Origin of the sequence: Yinghuangia seranimata (genome assembly GCF_029953285.1) — a bacterium.
In the GTDB taxonomy this organism is placed as follows: domain Bacteria; phylum Actinomycetota; class Actinomycetes; order Streptomycetales; family Streptomycetaceae; genus Yinghuangia; species Yinghuangia seranimata.
Genome location: NZ_JASAOI010000062.1, coordinates 1 through 17,727, shown reverse-complemented (window position 1 = coordinate 17,727; position 17,727 = coordinate 1). Strand labels below are relative to the sequence as shown.

The window sequence follows — 17,727 nt, the reverse complement described above, 5'->3', positions numbered from 1 at the left end:
ACGCTCGTGATCAATACACCTAGGGCGTCGTGACGGTCAGGTCCGCAACCCACCTGCGTCAGCGCGCGGGCGAGGGCGGGGCCGTCGTTCCGCCCCGCCCTCGTCGCGTTAATCGGCCGGCTCGAGTGGGTTCGCGCCGCGAACGCCGGCCGCTCACCGCATCAGCAGGCTCGAGTCGCCGAACTCGTGCCACAGGTAGCCCTTTTCCAGCGCCGCCTCGTACGCCCTCCCGACCACCTCGGGCCCGGCGACGGCCTCCAGCAGCAGCAAGTGCGAGGCGTCGGGGGCGTGCAGGCCGCTGATCAGGCCGTCCACCGCGTACGCCGGGCGGGCCGGGGACAGCACCAGCTCGGTCCAGCCCTCGCTCGGGAGCACCGTCCCGTCCGGCAGCGCGGCGCTCTCCAGGGCGCGGGTCGCGGTCGTGCCCACGGCGATGACCCGGCCGCCGTTCCGCCTGGTCAGCTCGACCAGCCGCGCCGTCTGCTCGGGGACCCGGTACCGCTCGGGCAGCGGCAACTCGCCGGCCTCCAGGGAGGAGACCCCGGTGTGCAGTGTGACCGGCGCGACCACGACTCCTCGGGCGATCAGGCCGAGGACCAGGTCTTCGGTGAAAGGCCGTGCGGCACTCGGCATTTCGGCGCTTCCGGGGTCGCGAGCGAACACCGTCTGGTAGTGCGACAGCGGCCAACGCCCGCGCAGGTAGCCGTAGGTGATCGGGCGCCCGTGCTCCAGGAGGTACGGCACGACGCCGTCCGGGGCGTCTACCCGCACCACCCACAGCCGGCTGCCCTCGACCACGGACGGGTCGGGGTAGGCCTCCTCCACCGTCATGCCGACGCCGCCCGGCAGGTCGACGGTCTCGCCGACCCGGCCGTCCGGGACGGGGCCGCCCGGGTTGCCCTCGGGGCGCATCTCGACGAGCCAGCGGCCGTCGTCGAGTTCGGTGGAGAAGTGCACGATGACCCCACGGCGGTCCGCCCGTTGCGCGTCGACGGCGGCGGGCAGCGTCGCGGACGTGTTCACGACCAGCAGGTCGCCCGCCCGGAGGAAGGCGCCGAGGTCGCGGAAGTGCGCGTGCCGCACCGCGTCGGCCTCGGCGCCGTTCCGGTCCCCGGCGCTGACCAGGAGCCGTACGCCGTCTCGCGGGACTCCGCGGGCCTCGGGCGGTTCGGACGCGTGCAGGGTGTCGGGCAGGATGAACCGGGTCCGGGCGGCGGCGAGGTCCAGCACGTTCATGGGGTCTCCTCGTGTCGAGGCGAAAGGTCGAGCGGTGCGGGCGTCGGGCGGGGGAGGGGAGGGCGGCGTGGCCGGCCGCGGCGGCTTCGGTGTCGTCCGGGTCATAGGGGTCACAGGGGTCACAGGGGTCATACGGCGGTCTTCACGGCGAAGTCCGAGGCCCGGTACCTGCCGCTGACCGGCTGCCGGTCGAGCAGTTCCAGCAGCGCCGGCACGACGGTGCCCGGCTCCGGGCGGTCGGAGATGTCCTCGCCCGGGAAGGCCTCCTGGTGCATCGCCGTGCGCATGTCGCCCGGGTCGACGGCGTAGAAGCGGATGCCCGGGTTCTCGGCGGCGAGCGTCCCGGTGACGTGGTCCAGGGCGGCCTTGGAGGCGCCGTAGCCGCCCCAGCCCTCGTACGACTCGACGGAGGCGTCCGACGTCACGTTCACGACCGTGCCGCCGGACGCGGCGAGCGTCGGCAGCAGCAGCTGGACGAGCGCGAGCGGGGCGACCGTGTTGATCCGGAAGACCTCCTCGAGCGCGGCCGGCGGGTACTCGGCGAGCGGCGGCAGCGGGCTGACGCCGAGCGTGCCCGCGTTGTTGACCAGCAGGTCGAGCCCGCCTGCCCGGGTGACCGCGGCGGCCAGCTCGCGGCGGTGCGCGGCGTCGGCGACGTCGCCGGGGAGGGCGGTGACCTCGGCCCCGTCGGTGCGCAGGTCCTCGGCCGCCCAGGCGAGCTCGTCCTCGCCGCGGGCCGTCACGACGAGCGTCCAGCCGCGCTGGGCGAGGCCGTGCGCGAGCGACAGTCCGAGTCCGCGGGACGCGCCGGTGATGAGGGCGACGGGCATCGGGATCATCCTCGTTTCCTGAAAATCTGGGACCTTGAGCTGTGATGGGTCGTCAAAGTCCTTCACTACCGCCTATGCTGCAACTTAAAGTTGACTTGAGGTCAAGCTTTCCGCTCGAGGCGGGGAAAGGGGCCGCGACCATGAAGGACACCGACCTGCTGACGGTCTCCGAGGTCGCCACACGCAGCGGCTACGCGGCGTCCGCGCTGCGCTTCTACGAGCGGGAGGGCCTGGTCGCGGCCCAGCGGACCAGCGGCGGGCAGCGCCGCTACGAGCGGCACGTGCTGCGCCGCCTCGCCTTCATCCGCGCGGCCCGGCACGTGGGCCTGTCCCTCGACGAGATCCGCGACGCGCTGGAGACCCTGCCGTCGGGCCGTACCCCCACCAAGGCCGACTGGGCGCGCATCTCACGCGGCTGGCGGGCCCGGCTCGACGCGGAGATCGCCGCGCTGACCACGCTCCGAGACGGCCTCGACTCGTGCATCGGCTGCGGCTGCCTCTCCCTCCAGCGCTGCGCCATCTCCAACCCGAACGACACCGCGGCCCGCTTCGGCTCGGGGGCGCTCTACCTGCCGAAGCCGCTGCGCGAGGAGCCGAAGGCGGGATAGGCGGCTGATTCCGCCCAGGCACCGAATCCGTCTTGCGCCAACATGACGGTTACCCCACACTGTCGCGGTGCCGACGACACCCGCGCCTGCCGCGCCTCCGCGCTCCTACACCTGCCCGAAGCCCGACTGCGGGTGGACCGGCGACTTCGACGCGGCGTTCGTGGCGTGGTGCCGCAGCTGCGGGCACGGCGCCGACCCCTCCCCGGCCGACGCCGACGCCGAACTGTCCGACCGCGCCCGCGACCGGCTGGCCCGCGAGGCACAGGCCAACAGCGCCCGCGCGCTGGCCCTCTTCGAAGAGCTCAAGGCGGGCGCCGACCCGCGCCCGCACGCCCGGACACGGCGTGCGGTCGCGGTGTTCAGCGTCGCCGTTCACATACCCTTCGTGCTGATGGTGGCCGGTGTCGTGACCTGGGTCGCCACCACGCCCGGCAACCCGGTGGCCTGGTTCCTCGGTGCCCTCGGTCTCGTCATCGCCATGGTGGTGCGGCCCCGCGTCGGTCGGGCGCCGCGCGGACGCGGCTGGTTGCGCAGGGCGCAGCTCCCGGCACTCTTCGGCGTCCTCGACAAGGTCGCCGACGCGGTCGGCGCACAGGCACCGGACGCGGTCGCGTTCAACGCCCGCGTCAACGCGAGCACCGCGCGCAGCGGCCTGCGGCAGAGGCAGGTGATGATCCTCGGCGTGCCGCTGTGGACCGTCCTGTCCGGCGACCAGCGCGTCGCGCTCCTCGGCCGCGAACTCGCCCACCAGGTCAACGGCGACAGCACGAACACCGTGCTTGCGGCCAGCGCGCAGAGCAGCCTCGACGAGTGGGCGGTCCTGCTCAACCCGCGCGGATGGCGGGGTACCGGCGGCGGTGGCGGTGACGAGGTCGGCTTCGTGATGCAGGTGGCCGCCTTCCTCGTCCCGGTCATGCTCCTGCCGTTCTACCTGACGTTCCTCGGCCTGCGCCGACTCCACGAGCGCGTGTGGTTCGCCACCAAGCCGCGCGCCGAGTACCTCGCCGACCGCCTCGCGGCCAAGGCCGCGGGCACCGACGCGACCGCCAGGCTCACGGACACGTTGGTCCTCGTCGGAGTCGTCGACAACTTCGTCTCGCGCCAGGCCGCCCGCCGGGGCAAGGTCGACCTCTGGGACGAACTGCGCGCCTACGCCGACGCCGTGCCCGACCACGAGCGCGAGCGCCTGCGGCTCCTCGACGAACGCTCCGGCGCGTCCGTCGACTCCTCCCACCCGCCGACCTACCTGCGCCGCCGCCTGCTGCTCGAGACGCCCGCCGAACCCGGCTCGCTGCGGATCTCCGACGCCGAGTGGGCGGCGGTGGACGCCGAACTCGCCCCGCTGCTCAAGGCCATGGAGCGCGACCTGCTCCTCGGCTGACCGGGCCGGAAAACACCTCTCAACCTCTCCTGTGCCCCGCTGCGTTTGAAGGGTGGCCGCGCCGGAATCCGCCGCAGCGCGTCGGACGGCCGGCACCGCCCGGAACGAGAGGGGACGAACGCACGGCATGAATGCCACCGAGGAGGAGGACTTCGCCGAGTTCGCGCGCGCCCGCTGGACACCGCTGATGCGGCTCGCCCGCACGCTCGCGCTCGACGAGGCCCGCGCCGAGGACCTGGTCCAGGAGGCGCTGATACGGATGTGGCGGGTGTGGCCGCGCGTCCGGCTCGAACACCCCGACGCGTACGCGCGCCGCACGCTCGTCAACGTCGCGATGTCCTGGCGCCGCCGCAAATGGTGGGGCGAGACCGCCGTCGCGTACATCGCCGACCGGCCGCGCGACGCGGTCGAGGGCCCCGCCGCGGCGACCGCCGACCGCGACCTGCTGCGCCGCGCCGTCGCGCAACTGCCTTACAAGCAGCGGATCGTCGTGCTGCTGCGGTACGTCGAGGACCTGTCCGAACAGCAGGTCGCCGAACTCATGGGCTGCTCGGCCGGAACCGTGAAGTCCCAGGCCTCGCGCGGCCTCGCCCGGCTGCGCAAGCTGCCGGCGTTCGCCCGCGCCGAGGCGGAGGACGGCCCGGCGCCGCGCGGCGCCCGCGCGCACGGGTCGGCGTTCGCGAACTGACCACGGGGCTCCGGCGCGCCCTGCACCCGCATCCCAGGTACTTCTTTGTCACGTTTGTCACGTTTGCCACGAGGAGAGCTGACGCATGACCGGTTTTCCGGACCTTCTGAAGGACGCCGTGGGCGGCCTTCCCGACGAGTACGCGCCCCACGAAGACCCGTACCGCCGGATCGCCACCGGGGCGAGGGCACGGCGCAGGCGGCGCGTCGCGATGGCGACCGGCGGGGTCGCGGCGGTGGCGGCGCTGGCGATCGCGGTGCCGCTGAGCCTGGGTGACGGGGGCGGTGCCGGCGAGGCGAACACGGCCGGGGTGCCGTCCGCTGCGAACGCGTCGCCCGATGCCCTGAACGTGCCGCGTATCCCGGCGGGTTCGGCGCTCCCGGGGTACGAAAGGGTGCCCGGCGCACCGGTGTACGCGATCGGGTCCGGCCGCTACAAGGACGTCGACTGGGCCGCCGGATCGGTGGGGGCGGGCACCAAGGGCGGAGCCCCCTGCATCGTCTCGCGCAACTACCTGCTCCACGCGGTCGGCGTGTGCTTCGACCAGGAGGTGGGCATGCAGCAGGTGCAGTGGCAGGCCACCGAGCCGTTCGTCGAAGCGGACGGCAAGGAGCACGAGTTCGGCGTCTTCGGCATCGCCCCGCGCGACGCGGCGACCGTTCGCGTCAGTCTGGAGTCGGGCGCGGAGCCCGTCGTGGTCCCGGCGGTCCGGACGGCCACGTCGAGCGAGATCTCGTTCTTCACGGCGCTGATCCCGGCGTCGGGCCGGCAGAAGGTGACCCTGCAGGCGTTCAACGCGTCGGGTGCGCCGCTGGGCGGCGCCGTCGCCGCGGAGGAGCCGCACTCCGACCGGCTCTCCGACCCCGACTACTGCCACAGCGCCGCGGGAATGACCGAGCGGGAGAACCCGCCGTCCGCGCTGCGGATGTCCGACCTGGCCGAACTGCCCTGCGGCAACCCGTGGACCGAGCTCGGGTTGCCCGCGAGCCCGAAGCCGACGGGCAAGCAGACCCGTCCCGCCGCGCCTCCGTCGCACTCCGGCGGACCGACGGGGGCGGCCAGGACCGCCTCACCGCACACCAGTACGCCCAGGTAGCGCGCTAGCCCGCCGAGCCGTCGTCCAGCGCGGTCACGGCGTCGGCGACCAACCGGCGTGCGTAGTCGCCGAGTTCCCGTTGGGGCTCGCGGTTCGGATCGGAGAGCGAGCGCTGGTGGATGCCCTCCAACAGCACCGCGAGGCGGAAGCGGGACAGCGTGACGTAGTACGTCAGGTCCGGCAGGTCGCGGCCGCTGCGCCGGGCGTACCGCTCGGCCATCTCGTCCCACGACGTGCCCTCGTGCGGGCCCGTCTCGAACCAGATGCGCAGGAACCCCGCGAGGTCGAGCAGCGGGTCGCCGAGCGTCGCCGTCTCCCAGTCGACGATCGCCGTGACCCGCGCCGGCTCATCGGGGGCGACGAGCACGTTGCCGAAGTGGTAGTCCCCGTGCATCAGTACGGGGGTGAAGTCCGGTGGCAGACGCGTCGCCAGCCACTCCGCGACGCGCTCGATGCCCGTGAGCGCGTGCGGGTCGGGGTAGCCGTGCAGTTGCTTCAACCAGCGGCCGACCTGGCGTTCGTGGAAGCCCTCGGGGCGGCCGAGGTCGCCGAGGCCGACGGCGTACGGGTCGACGGCGTGCAGGTCGGCCAACGCGTCCACCATGGCCAGCCCGATCGCGCGGCGGCCCGCCTCGTCCGCGAGCGGCTCCGGGAGCGCGTTCGGCAGCGGGGCGGCGCCGTCGACGCGTTCCATCAGATAGAACACCGAGCCGAGGACGGTGCGTTCGTCGCACAGCGCGACCGCGCGGGGGTGCGGGACGTCCGTGGCGTTCAGCGCGTCGAGGATGCGGAACTCGCGGCGCAGGCCGTCCTCGGCGCGGTCGATCGCGACCCCGGCCGGGCGGCGCAGTACCCACGCCTGACCGCCGCGCCGGACGGTGAACATCGCGTTCGACTTGCCCCCGGACAACGGCTCGACGGCGAGCGGGGCCCCGGGGGCCAGGCCGCGCTCGTCCAACCACGCGGCGAGCGCGGCCTCGTCGACGAGCGGGCTCACCGGCCGGCCTCGCGCAGGTTCGCGACGATGCCGCCCTTGTCCGACGCGCCGCCGGTGCCGGTCGCGGCGGCGCGGACCCGCGAACCGCCGTCCACGATCAGGTCGGCGCCGGTGATCCACTGCGCCGCGTCGGACGCCAGCCACAGCGCGGCGGCCCCGATGTCGTCCGGCATCCCGATCCGCCCGAGCGGGATCCCGGACGCGGCCCGCGCCTCGTCGGGCTCCCAAATCGCCCGCGCCATCTGTGTCTTCACCAGCCCCGGCGAGATCGAGTTGACCCGTACGCCCGGCGCGAGCTCGCCGGCCAGCTGGCGTGTGAGGTGCGCGAGGGCCGCCTTGCCGGCCTCGTACGCCCCGATCATCGGCGCGACGCCGTACGTCCCCTCGGTACTGATGTTGAGGATCACGCCACCATGCTCCCGCATCCACGCGCGCCAGCACGCCTGCGCGAACAGCAGCGGGCCCTCCAGATTGACCTGGAACGTTTTCCGCCACGCACCGATCGACACGTCCATCAACGGGCCGAACGCCGGGTTCGTCGCCGCGTTGTTCACCAACACGTCGACCCGCCCGAACTCGGCCATCGCATACGCGACCGCCGCCTCGACCTGCTCCGGCTCCCCGACCGACCCGGCATAGGCGACCGCCCGCCCGCCTCCAACCTTCGCCAGGTGCCCCAACGCCTCGTCGAGCTCGTTCTGCTTACGCGCGGTCACACACACGTCGGCCCCGGCCCTGACGAACGCCTCCGCGATCGCGAGCCCGATCCCGCGAGACCCGCCGGTGACGAGAACCGCCTTGCCTTCGACGGAGGGTGACGTGTGCTCAGGTGTCGGTGTCATGAAATGCGCCGCCTCGCGTTCGCCGGGCCCGAAGGTCGGTCGATGCTAGGTGCGCCGACGGGCCCTGTCCAGATCCTTAGCAATGTCAAGGATCATCCGCGCGAGGTGACATACGCCGGGTCGACACCCAACAGCACCCGAGTCCCGGCCCCGGACTCACGCGCATAGTGGATCAACGCCGCCGCCACCGCGGGAAGCCCACCGGGCACCGAACCGAGCTCCGCCTCAGCGCTCAGCCAGATAGTGCGCAGTTGTCCCTGCGCGCGCAGGCTGATGGGATCCCAGCTGGGCACCACTGGACCGTCACCGTGCACCCCGGTGATCCGACCGTCGCGTAGGACGACGTGGGTGAGCTCGGACCAGGCGATCTTGAAGGCGTTCCCGCCACATGAGGTTTCGAACCCGGACACGGACACGCGAAAAAAGCCGGTTGTCTGACCGAGGCGATCGCGCTCGACGCGGGGGAGCCGGACGCGGCCCTGTTCGTCGAACCGAGCGGGCGCGGTGATCCCGCTGTAGACCCGGGGCAGCTCGATGGCCGACGGGGTCGGTGTCTGCGACGACGGAACGACGTCGAACTCCACGTCAGTGCGCTGCGCACCGGCGACGAAGTCGCCGGGCTCGGCGAGGCCGGTCTCGACGGCCCTGCGATCCGTCTCAGGCGACGACGGCTCGAGAAAGGCCGGCGCGAGGGCCTGGATGCGGCGCGGCCGTAGACCCTGTCCTGGCACCACGTAGTAGCCGCCCACACGCAGGTCTCCTGCGAACCAGACCGCCATGCTGCCGGCCTCGGGCTTCTTCAACGGCGAGGAAATGAGCACGAGAACGCCGCCGTCCGGCGCGATCAGCCGGGTGTCGTCATAAGGAGCACCAGGCCCAGTGCCTGTCGCAAGGGTGACCGGCGTCCATGGGTACGTCCGGATCACGGTCATCGCCTCGGTGGACAGGCCTCGACGTGCCGACCAGACGATGGCGTGGAAGAACAGCGCAAAACCCGAGACGAAAGCGACCGTTGTCCCCAAGTGCGGGTGCCGAGTGACGTTCGCCTGCACCGTTCCGATGATGATCAGCACCACCCACGGAGCCATCCGCCACGCTCTGCGCCGATCCGCGCGCCGCACTGCTGCTTCGAACTCGGCTCCGCTGGGCGGTGCGTTACCCGCCACCTGCATGCTTGCTCCTCCCCGTCAACCGAGTACAGAGGCGATCAGGCCTGGCCCCGCGGCGGGTGCGGGAGGCTCGGGGGCGGCCTGTCGGGTCTCCCTGAAGCTCAGCGTTTCGCCGATCAGTATCAGCAGGTCACGGTAGTCGTCCCCGCTGCGCAGGTCCGGCGTGGCCATGTCCATCACGGCGAGACGAGAGTCACCGTCCGGGAACGGGACGATCAGTCGGCTCTGGCGCAGCTTGACGTCGGGCAGGGACGGGTCGGGCGTGTGCTCCCCGTCCATCAGGATCGCCGGTCCGGACTTCCATAGGTCGATATCGGTGACCGTTTCCATGCTCGGCCGTTCGTCGAGGACGCGCCGTACTGCGTGGAGGGCGAGGCTGCTGTCGGGTATCTCGCTGTCTCGCAGCGAGACCGTGAACAGGGCACGGGAGAATGAGTCATCCCCATAGGGGTGTATGCCCACGGATATGTGCACGGTCTGTCGACTGCGCAACTCGTCCAGGACCACGTACATGGTGGCGAATGATGCTGCGGCGCTCTGCAACTCGTCGTCGGTCAGGGCGCCCGTGGCATGTTCCCAAAGGACCCTCAGTCGGTCGGGGTCGGGGGCCAGGTCGATGGCCAGAAACCCCTCGGGCAGATTGAAGTCGATGTTCATCTTGGGCGCTCACGGGATTCGCTGGAAGGCGGCCCTGCCGGCGTCGAACGCGGGCTTGGCCCCTGGGGCGGTCAACAGGAAGTCCACCGGGGAGTGGTCGATGTTCGGGGTCAGCCCGAGGTTGCTGGCAACGTCGTAGCCGGTGCCGGCCGTTGTGAGGCCCTGGATCACCTTGGTCGCCGTCGACGCGGCAGGCATCGCCGCCACAGCAGCCGCAGTTCCCTCCCGGGTCGCCTGGACCAGGGTGTTGATGGTTACTTGCGTACCGCCGAATACAGCGGCGTTTGCCGCCGGCAACGTCCTGGTCATGTCTTTGGCTGCTTCGACCAGCAACTGGCTCTTGGTGGCCGCCTGTCCGCCCCACCTGACAGCCTGGGCCGAACTTGCCACCGCAGCTCGCACGCTGGCGCGCCCGGCCATGACGACTGCCGACGCTCCTGGCACAGCACCGATCGCGTCGCCGATGACGGACACGTAGCCCTGGAACCCGGCCTTCCCCGTCAGAACCTTCTTCCACATGCCGTCATCCGCGAGGTGTGCGGCCAGTGCGCCCGCGCTCAGCGCCGCCGCACCCGCGAGCAGGAACGGGGCTAGGGTGCCGCCGCTGAGGATCGTCAAGGCCGCCAGGCCGGCCGCGGCTCCGACGAAGGCCAGCATGTCGCCGAGGTTCTTCAGGTCGGTGAACTGGTTTTTCAGCCGTTGCCAGAAACTCGGCTTGTGCGGGGCTATGTCATCCGCGTCGTCCAGTTTGCCCGCCACGGCTTTCGCGTCGGACTCGTGGCGGTGTTGCAGTTCCTCGGCGCGCTTGATGATGGCGTTGAACTCCTCCACCGCGTTGTTCGCCGCGGTGCGGGCGTCGATGAGGGACTTCGCCGCCGTGTCGTATCGCTGCTGCGCGTTCGTCAGTGCCGCATCGGAGTCGAAGCGCTGGTTGAGAAGTTGCAAGTCGACGTTGCCCGAGGCCTGTTGCTCGCTCTGTGCGGCCGTGTCGCGCTTCTGCCTCGCTGCCGCCGCGTCGCCTTCGAGGCGTTTGGCCTCGTCCTGGAAGCCGGCCAGGTCGGTCTGCCATTGCGTCAGGTGGTCGGCGGCCTGGCTGATGGAGGTGGCCGCCTTGGTCAGGCGGCCGGGCAGCTTTTCGCTGATGTCCTTGCGGAACCCGTCCCCGGCATCGCCCTTCCATACGGCGCTGTTGCTTTGGGAGATCGTCGTGACGCACTGCTTGGCGTCGTCGAGAGCCCGCTGTGCGGCGCGCAGCATGTCGACCATGTGGGAAATCGTCGGTATCGCGCCTGGGGCGGGATTGAACCCGAGGTTCGGATACGGATTGGGAGCGCCTGGATCGGGTGCCATGGGTGCCGTCTTCCCCCGAAGTGACAAACTGGTTGGAGGTGAACCTAGCGCCTGAACTCGCTGTCATACAAAGTGTGTTCGAGTCTCGAATGCTGGGCGGCCGTGCCGGATTCAGGTGGAATGCCGGGGGGCGGGGCGGCGCGGCAGGGTGGGGGGCGTGGTTTGCTGCGGGGATGACGACTGTGGAGCGGGTGTCCTTTTTTGTCGAAGGGATCGAGATCGCCGGTGTGCTGCGCCTGCCCGAAGGGGGCACCGGGCCGGTGGCCGGTCTGGTGTTCACGGGACCGTTCACCGGGGTGAAGGAGCAGGTGACCGGGACGTACGCGGCGCGGCTGGCGGAGCTCGGGTTCGCCACGCTGGCGTTCGACCACCGGAACTGGGGTGAGTCGGGCGGGGCGCCGCGGCAGCATGAGGACCCGCAGGGGAAGCTGGCGGACCTGCGGGCGGCGGTGAGCCTGCTGCGGTCGCGGCCCGAGGTGGACGCGGCGCGGATCGGGGCGGTCGGGATCTGCCTCGGCGGCGGCTACGCGCTGAAGTTCGCGGCGTTCGACCCGCGGGTGAAGGCGTTCGCGGGTATCGCCGGGGCGTACAACTCGCCGTACGCGATGCGCGCGGGCTTCGGGCCCGAGGGCTATCGGCAGGCGCTCGCCGGCTTCGTCGAGACGCTTGAGCGGCAGGACGGCGGGGGTGACGTCGAGTACCTGCCGGCGGTCGCCGAGGAGGGCGAGGCGGCGATGGGCGGGGCCGAGCCGTTCGCGTACTACGGCACGGAGCGCAGCGCGGCAGAGCACTGGCGCAACCGGGTGACGCGGGCGTCGGTGCGCGAGATGGTCACCGTCGACAACATGGCGGGCGCGGACTTCCTCGGGCCGACGCCCGGGCTGATCGTGCACGGGGTCGAGGACGCGTACTGCTCGCCCGAGGGGGCGAAGGAGGCGTACGAGCGGATGGCCGACCCGAAGGAGATCGTGTGGCTCGACGCGAAGCTGCACGTCGACCTGTACGACGGCGAGCCGTATGTCACCCAGGCGGTCGACGCCACCGCGCGGTTCCTGCGGGAACACCTGGCGCGGTAGGGCTGTTGGCGAAAGCACCGCGGGGTGCCCGGCTCGGAGCCGCCGGGCACCCCGCGTTCGGGTTCGAGGGAACCCGGGCCGGTTACGACCCCTGCCGGGCCGGCGGCAGCGCCGCGGGCTGGGCGGCGGCGGGTGCCGCCGGGGGAGCGGCGGGAGCGGCCGGGGCGGCCGGTGCCGCGGGAGCCGCGGGAGCCGGGGCGAGGTAGGTCGTCCAGTCCGGCTTCTCGGACAGGTTCAGCTTCTGGAGCTTGGCGAGCACCTCGGGGTCCTGCGCGTCCATCCAGTCGGCGAGCTCGTGGAACGACACGCAGCGCACGCCGTCCTTGGCGCACACCTCGCGCATCGTGCGCTCGACGGCCTTCATGTAGATGCCGCCGTTCCAGCTCTCGAAGTGGTTGCCGATGATCATCGGCGCGCGGTTGGTGGTGTACGCGCGGTTGAAGCCCGCCGTGTAGCTCTGGTACGCCTGCTCCTCCCACGCGGGGAAGTTCGCCGGGTCGCCCTTCACCGTGCGGGACTGGTTGAACATGATGTTGTAGTCCATCGACAGGACCTCGAACGAGTGGCCCGGCAGCGGGATCGACTGCAGCCCGAAGTCCCAGATGCCGTTGGACTTGGCCGGCCACACCTGGCGGGCGCCCGGCGAGCTGGAGTCGTACCGGAAGCCCAGCTGCGGCGCGGCCTGGAGCAGCGCCTTCTGGCCCTCCAGGCACGGCGCGCGGCCGCCGATCAGCTCCTTCTTGTAGTCGAACGGCAGGGGCGGCAGGTCGTTGATGCCGGTCGTGGTCTTCCATGTCTGGACGAACTTGATCGCCTGCTCGGTCTCGTTGACCCAGTCCGCGGGCGTCCACGAGCCGCCGCCGCTCGGGCCGCAGAAGTGCCCGTTGAAGTGCGTGCCGACCTCGTGGCCGTCCTGCCACGCCAGGCCGAGCTGCTCGATGGTGTCGTGCACCTCGTTGGCGTCGAGGAAGCCGATGTCGGTCTGGCCGACCGGCTTGTTCGGCCCGTGGTACTGCGCGCGCTGGCTGCCGGGCAGGACGTAGATGCCGCTGAGGAACAGCGTCATGTTCGCCTTGGACTCCCGGGCGACCTGCCGGAAGTGCGAGAACAGCTTCTGGTTGTCCTCCCCGACGCCGTCCCACGAGAAGACCACGAACTGCGGCGGCTGCTGCCCGGGCTGCAGCTTGTCGACGGGGTGCCGGTTGGGCTGGGTGCCGGGGGTGACGGACGTCGAGCCGTCGCCGATCAGTGTGAGCGGCTGTGCGGCGGGCGGCGGCGCGGCCTGGACGCGCTTGTCGGTGCCGCCGCCCGAGCCGGCCGTCGGGGACTTCTTCTTGGCGGTGTCGGTGTCCTTGGCCAGGAACACGAAGCCCACGGCGGCCAGGACGGCGACGACCACGAGCACGGCTGCAGCACGGGCTGAGCGCACGACTCACCTCGTCGGGAGGGGTGGGAGGCCGCCGCGGCGGCCTGACGGACCTTCACCGTACGGCGATCTTTACCATCTGATGAGGAATTGGACGCACTCATCCGGGTGTGTCGCAGTATGGTCATCCGTTAATAGTTGACCCCTGCACCTATCCCACCCCAGAATCGTGCGCATGCTGGTTCTCCACCGCATCACGCACCTGCCGGTGCCGCCCGGCGCGCACTGTCGCTGACCGACGCGCGCCGCCTCTCCCGCCTGTCCTGACCGCGCCCGATTCGCGCGGCGGTCGCGCGACCTCTCTCTCGTTCTCTCAAGGCCCGTACGGCATGCCGACGCCCTTCTCGGCGTCCGCTCCGACACGCCTGGGCGCGGACCGCCATGTCCATGCATCGGAAGGAAAAGCTGTGACCGCCACCGCCATCGAGGGCATCACCGTCACCAAGGTCGCCGGACGCATCGGCGCCGTCATCGGCAACGTGCGCCTTTCGGGCGACCTCGACCCCGCCACGGTCGACGCCGTCCGCGACGCCCTGCACGCCCACAAGGTCGTGTTCTTCCGCGGTCAGGACCACCTGACCGACGAGATCCAGCTCGACTTCACCCGCCTGCTCGGCGATCCGATCGGCCACCCCACGGTCAACACCGAGGGCGAGCTGGTCCTCCCGATCACCAGCGAGTACGGCGGCGCCGCCGACCAGTGGCACACCGACGTCACCTTCGTCCCCGCCTACCCGCTCGCCTCGATCCTGCGCGCCATCGAGATCCCCGAGGCGGGCGGCCACACCGTGTGGGCTAACACCGCTGCCGCGTACGACGAACTGACCCCCGAACTCAAGGAGTTGGCGAACTCGCTGCGCGCGGTCCACACCAACGTCTACGACTACGCGGGCGTCAACCCCGACCGCGACGCCGAGGCGTTCAAGCGCTACCAGGAGATCTTCGCCTCGACGAAGTACGAGACCGAGCACCCGGTCGTGCGCGTGCACCCGGTGACCGGCGAACGCACGCTGCTGCTGGGCGGGTTCGTCCAGCGCATCGCCGGCTACTCGCGCGACGACTCCAAGCTGCTCATCGACCTGTTGCAGGGCCACGTCACGCGCATCGAGAACACCGTGCGCTGGACGTGGCAGCCGGGCGACGTCGCGATCTGGGACAACCGTGCCACCCAGCACCGCGCCGTGTCCGACTTCGGCACGGCGAAGCGCGTCCTGCACCGCACCACCGTCGACGGCGACGTGCCGGTCGGCGTGGACGGGCGCTCCAGCACGGCGATCAGCCCCGTCCCGCAGGGCGGCGCCCAGGCCGCCTAGCCGGCTCCCGGCCCCGGAGGACACGTGGCCTGCACCGTCGACACCGGTGCGGGCCACGGGGGTTGGCCTCCGGGAGGCGCCGCCGGACTGTTCCCTTGTCCGGTCCGGCGGCGCCGGTCCCGTGCCCGGTCCCGTGCCCGGTCCCGTGCCCGGTCAATCCCGCGCGGCCACCGGCCACGGCGCCTGCCACGGCCACGGCGCGGCCTCCTCGAGCTGTGCCGCGACCCGCAGCAGCGTCGCCTCGGCACCCATCCGCCCGACCAACTGCACGCCCACGGGCAGCCCTTGGCCGTCGAAGCCGGCCGGCACCGACGCCGCGGGCAGGCCCGTCGCGTTGAACACCGACGTGAACCACGTCATCTGGCCGGCGTTCCCCATCGTCTCCACGCGCGTGGTGTCCATCCAGCCCAGCTGCGGCACCCCGATGCCGAGCGTAGGTGTCAGCCACACGTCGAACTCGGCAAACCACGGGGCGATGTGACGGCCCAACAGTTCCGTCTCGCGCAGCGTGCGGGTCAGCACCGCCGCGGGCACTGAGGCCAGCGCGTCGTACGCGAAGCGCTGCATCGGCTCGAGGTCGTCGACCGCGACGTCGCGCCCGAGGGCGGCCAGCCGGTCCTCGATCCGGGCTCGGGTCGCCGCGCCCATCAGGACGCGCAGCGCGTTCGTGACCACGGCCGGGTCCCACGAGGGCGCGGACTCGGAGACGTCGTGCCCCAGTTCCGCCAGCAGTGCGGCCGTGCGCTCGACGGCGGCCACCGCCGCGGGATGCGCGGCGACACCGTCCGCGCTGACCGTCGCGAAGCCGATCCGCAGCCGGGCCGGCGGCTCGGCCAGCGCGGCGAGGAACGAGCCCGCGGGCGCGGGTACGAGGGACGGGTCGCCCGGGAGCGGGCCGGCCACCGCGTCCAGCAGCGCGGCACTGTCGCGCACCGTGCGGGTCACCGCGTTCGCTATCGACAGCGGGCTCGCGAAGGCACCGTCGGCCCCGTCGTGCGGCACGCGTCCGCGCGACGGCTTGAGCCCGAACAGGCCGCAGCACGCCGCCGGGATGCGGATCGACCCGCCGCCGTCGTTCGCGTGCCCGGCCGGGAGGATGCCGCCGGCCACGGCCGCCGCCGAACCGCCACTCGAACCACCCGTCGAGTAGCCGGTGTTCCACGGGTTGCGGGCGGGGCCGAAGAGCAGCGGCTCGGTGCTCGCGTTCTTGCCGAACTCCGGCGTGTTGGTCTTCCCGACCAGCACCAGGCCGACCGCGCGGTAGCGGGACGCCAGGACGCCGTCCCGGTCGACGACGTTGTCCGCGAACAGCCGGCTGCCGTACGTCGACGCCATCCCCGCGACGTCGCACTCCAGGTCCTTGACCCCGAACGGGACACCGCGCAGCGGACCCTCCGGCAGGCCGGCGGCGACGTCGCGGTACGCCTCGTCGAGGCGGGTCGACACCACCGCGTTGAGCACCGGGTTGCGCTCCTCGAGGCGGGCGACCACGGCGTCCAGCAGCTCGGCCGGCTTGACCTGGTCGGTGCGCACGAGCTCGGCGAGGCCGACCGCGTCGTGACCGTCCAACAGCTCCGCCATCTCCACGCTGTGCTCCTCACCCGCGACGCCGGCGCCCGCCGACCGGGGCGCGCTGACCGCATCATGCGTGCATCGGCCAACGATCTCCAGAGCGCACGGGGATCTTTCTGACGGTTTGTCAGCGATCGTCGAAGGCGAGGCCGCGCAGCAGGTCGGTCGCGGGGGCGTCCACCGAGCGGCTCGAACTGCTGAGGACCACGACGGCGGCGTCGTGCGCGGGATCGACCCCTATATAAGAGGAGAAGCCTCCAGTGCCGCCGTTGTGCCAGTACATGCGCGGACCGCCGGGGCCGCCCGCGGGCAGGCTCATCCAGCCCAGGTGCACGCGGGCCGGGCCGCGCATCGGCTCGTCGACGGTACGCGCGAGGCGCATGGCGTCCGCCAGCTCACCCGTGTCCAGCGGGCCCTCCTCCGCGAACGCCAGGTGCGCCCGCGCGAACAGCGTGAGGTCCGCGGCCGTCGACCGCAGGCCGCCCGCGCCGACCAGGTCCATCAGCCGCCACGACGGGACCGGCTCGCCCGTGCGGCTGTGCCCGGCGGCCGTGCGCTTGGCCCGCGCCGCGTCGACGGCCACCACGGTGTCGACCATGCCGAGCGGGGCGGCGATCTCCCGCAGGACCAGCGTCTCGTAGTCGGTGCCCGCGCGGTGCGCGAGCGCCATGCCGAGCAGCCCGCCGCCGAGGTTCGAGTACCGGAACCGCCGGCCGGGAGGGGCACCGAGGCGGGTGCGGGCTAGCCCGCCGATCAGGTGGTCGGCCGTGCAGTGCGCATACGGATCCGGCGTGTTGGGCTTGAGCAGCGCCTTCAGCAGCATGCCTTTCGGCAGCCGGGGAAGGCCAGAGCGGTGCGTCGCCAGATGCTGCAGCGTGATGTGGACCCCACCGCGCTCGGGCACACGCGCGCCCGAGGGCAGCGCGTCCGCGAGCGCTTCGTCGAGCGCGACCGTCTTGCGTCCGACCAACCGCGCGAACAGCAGCGCGGTGAACACCTTCGTGATCGACCCGATCTCGAACAGCGTGTCCGGCCCGGGAACGTCGTCCCCCGCATGGTCCCCGCCCACCCGCCCCGCACCCGCGAACGCGGTCTCCCCACCCCGCACCCCGGCCACCACGACACCGGCCCGATCGGCCGCAAGCTCGTCCGCCGTGCGCCGCACAAGCGCCGTCAAGTCGCCCATGCCCCCATTGTTCGGACGCGACCCGCCCCCCGAGTCGCCCCCCAAGACGATTTCAACGCCCCCCGCTCCAACGAGCGGAGTACCCCGCCCGTACAACCCCCCTGCCGACCAGCACCTCCACCCGCCGGCCACCCCATTGCACGCGATGACCCGACGAACGGCCCAACCTGCGATCCCCGTCACCTCAACCGGTTGCCTGGTACAGCGCACCGTGGAACCCACCCGAAAACGCTCGCCGGCAACCGCACTACCCGAACCTCCGTTGTGCGCCCGCGAAACGCGGGCGCACAATCCGACACC

16 protein-coding genes are annotated in these 17,727 nt (G+C 71.8%); 6 read left to right on the top strand and 10 right to left on the bottom strand.

Translation table 11 applies throughout. The features are described 5' to 3' along the window. Window positions 1-153: 153 nt before the first annotated feature. Window positions 154-1,236, bottom strand: a complete 1,083-nt coding sequence (locus QI554_RS35590; protein ID WP_281476273.1) for an S-adenosylmethionine:tRNA ribosyltransferase-isomerase — start codon at window positions 1,234-1,236, stop codon at window positions 154-156. A gap of 128 nt (window positions 1,237-1,364) precedes the next feature. After that, a complete protein-coding gene (locus QI554_RS35585) occupies window positions 1,365-2,066 on the bottom strand; it encodes an SDR family NAD(P)-dependent oxidoreductase (RefSeq protein WP_281476271.1) in 702 nt (233 codons plus the stop codon). A 140-nt stretch (window positions 2,067-2,206) separates the two neighbouring features. On the opposite strand from QI554_RS35585, the gene soxR reads away from it, so the two are divergent. The 4 genes from soxR (at window position 2,207) to QI554_RS35565 (ending at window position 5,839) form a co-directional block, all read left to right on the top strand. Further along, on the top strand, window positions 2,207-2,674 hold the full coding sequence (gene soxR, locus QI554_RS35580; protein ID WP_281476270.1) for a redox-sensitive transcriptional activator SoxR: 468 nt from the start codon (window positions 2,207-2,209) through the stop codon (window positions 2,672-2,674). Between the two features lie 67 nt (window positions 2,675-2,741). Next, window positions 2,742-4,055: a M48 family metalloprotease gene (locus QI554_RS35575; RefSeq protein ID WP_281476269.1), complete on the top strand. Its 1,314-nt coding sequence runs from the start codon at window positions 2,742-2,744 to the stop codon at window positions 4,053-4,055. Window positions 4,056-4,182: 127 nt separating this feature from the next. Next, a complete protein-coding gene (locus QI554_RS35570; RefSeq protein WP_281476267.1) occupies window positions 4,183-4,743 on the top strand; it encodes a SigE family RNA polymerase sigma factor in 561 nt (186 codons plus the stop codon). 85 nt (window positions 4,744-4,828) lie between these two features. After that, window positions 4,829-5,839 carry a hypothetical protein gene (locus QI554_RS35565; protein WP_281476265.1) on the top strand — a complete coding sequence of 337 codons (1,011 nt, stop codon included), beginning with the start codon at window positions 4,829-4,831 and terminating at the stop codon, window positions 5,837-5,839. Window positions 5,840-5,843: 4 nt separating this feature from the next. Here the strand turns inward: QI554_RS35565 and QI554_RS35560 are convergent, their stop codons facing one another. The 5 genes from QI554_RS35560 to QI554_RS35540 form a co-directional block, all read right to left on the bottom strand. Further along, window positions 5,844-6,836 (bottom strand): phosphotransferase family protein, encoded by a 993-nt coding sequence (locus tag QI554_RS35560; protein ID WP_281476264.1) that lies wholly within the window; start codon window positions 6,834-6,836, stop codon window positions 5,844-5,846. Next, window positions 6,833-7,678 carry an SDR family oxidoreductase gene (locus QI554_RS35555; RefSeq protein ID WP_281476262.1) on the bottom strand — a complete coding sequence of 282 codons (846 nt, stop codon included), beginning with the start codon at window positions 7,676-7,678 and terminating at the stop codon, window positions 6,833-6,835. Before QI554_RS35555 ends, QI554_RS35560 begins: the two co-directional genes overlap by 4 nt. Window positions 7,679-7,770: 92 nt before the next feature. Then, the gene (locus tag QI554_RS35550; RefSeq protein ID WP_281476260.1) at window positions 7,771-8,754 is read right to left on the bottom strand and encodes a hypothetical protein; all 984 of its coding nucleotides are present in this window, start codon (window positions 8,752-8,754) and stop codon (window positions 7,771-7,773) included. 111 nt (window positions 8,755-8,865) lie between these two features. Further along, window positions 8,866-9,504, bottom strand: coding sequence for a hypothetical protein (locus QI554_RS35545; protein WP_281476258.1), 639 nt, complete (start codon window positions 9,502-9,504; stop codon window positions 8,866-8,868). Between the two features lie 9 nt (window positions 9,505-9,513). Beyond that, complete coding sequence (locus QI554_RS35540; RefSeq protein ID WP_281476256.1) at window positions 9,514-10,770, bottom strand: hypothetical protein; 1,257 nt, start codon at window positions 10,768-10,770, stop codon at window positions 9,514-9,516. A gap of 257 nt (window positions 10,771-11,027) precedes the next feature. Here QI554_RS35540 and QI554_RS35535 point away from each other — a divergent pair, with 257 nt between their 5' ends. Continuing rightward, window positions 11,028-11,930, top strand: coding sequence for an alpha/beta hydrolase (locus tag QI554_RS35535; protein WP_281476255.1), 903 nt, complete (start codon window positions 11,028-11,030; stop codon window positions 11,928-11,930). Between the two features lie 82 nt (window positions 11,931-12,012). Here the strand turns inward: QI554_RS35535 and QI554_RS35530 are convergent, their stop codons facing one another. Next, complete coding sequence (locus tag QI554_RS35530; RefSeq protein ID WP_281476253.1) at window positions 12,013-13,359, bottom strand: polysaccharide deacetylase family protein; 1,347 nt, start codon at window positions 13,357-13,359, stop codon at window positions 12,013-12,015. Window positions 13,360-13,763: 404 nt separating this feature from the next. Between QI554_RS35530 and QI554_RS35525 the strand changes: the two genes are divergently transcribed. Continuing rightward, entirely contained in the window at window positions 13,764-14,669 is a 906-nt protein-coding gene (locus QI554_RS35525) for a TauD/TfdA dioxygenase family protein (RefSeq protein WP_281476250.1), read from the top strand. A 153-nt stretch (window positions 14,670-14,822) separates the two neighbouring features. On the opposite strand, the gene QI554_RS35520 is transcribed toward QI554_RS35525, so the two are convergent. Both QI554_RS35520 and QI554_RS35515 read right to left on the bottom strand, forming a co-directional pair. Next, window positions 14,823-16,250, bottom strand: a complete 1,428-nt coding sequence (locus QI554_RS35520) for an amidase (protein WP_281476395.1) — start codon at window positions 16,248-16,250, stop codon at window positions 14,823-14,825. Between the two features lie 118 nt (window positions 16,251-16,368). After that, a complete protein-coding gene (locus QI554_RS35515; protein WP_281476248.1) occupies window positions 16,369-17,427 on the bottom strand; it encodes a serine hydrolase domain-containing protein in 1,059 nt (352 codons plus the stop codon). Window positions 17,428-17,727: the final 300 nt, after the last annotated feature.

Excerpts from the sequence above, each read along its gene's own strand:
- QI554_RS35590 (WP_281476273.1), bottom strand. The coding sequence starts at position 1,236 with ATGAACGTGCTGGACCTCGCCGCCGCCCGGACCCGGTTCATCCTGCCC.
- QI554_RS35585 (WP_281476271.1), bottom strand. The coding sequence starts at position 2,066 with ATGCCCGTCGCCCTCATCACCGGCGCGTCCCGCGGACTCGGACTGTCG.
- soxR (WP_281476270.1), top strand. The coding sequence starts at position 2,207 with ATGAAGGACACCGACCTGCTGACGGTCTCCGAGGTCGCCACACGCAGC.
- QI554_RS35570 (WP_281476267.1), top strand. The coding sequence starts at position 4,183 with ATGAATGCCACCGAGGAGGAGGACTTCGCCGAGTTCGCGCGCGCCCGC.
- QI554_RS35565 (WP_281476265.1), top strand. The coding sequence starts at position 4,829 with ATGACCGGTTTTCCGGACCTTCTGAAGGACGCCGTGGGCGGCCTTCCC.
- QI554_RS35555 (WP_281476262.1), bottom strand. The coding sequence starts at position 7,678 with ATGACACCGACACCTGAGCACACGTCACCCTCCGTCGAAGGCAAGGCG.
- QI554_RS35545 (WP_281476258.1), bottom strand. The coding sequence starts at position 9,504 with ATGAACATCGACTTCAATCTGCCCGAGGGGTTTCTGGCCATCGACCTG.
- QI554_RS35540 (WP_281476256.1), bottom strand. The coding sequence starts at position 10,770 with ATGGTCGACATGCTGCGCGCCGCACAGCGGGCTCTCGACGACGCCAAG.
- QI554_RS35535 (WP_281476255.1), top strand. The coding sequence starts at position 11,028 with ATGACGACTGTGGAGCGGGTGTCCTTTTTTGTCGAAGGGATCGAGATC.
- QI554_RS35520 (WP_281476395.1), bottom strand. The coding sequence starts at position 16,250 with ATGGCGGAGCTGTTGGACGGTCACGACGCGGTCGGCCTCGCCGAGCTC.
- QI554_RS35515 (WP_281476248.1), bottom strand. The coding sequence starts at position 17,427 with ATGGGCGACTTGACGGCGCTTGTGCGGCGCACGGCGGACGAGCTTGCG.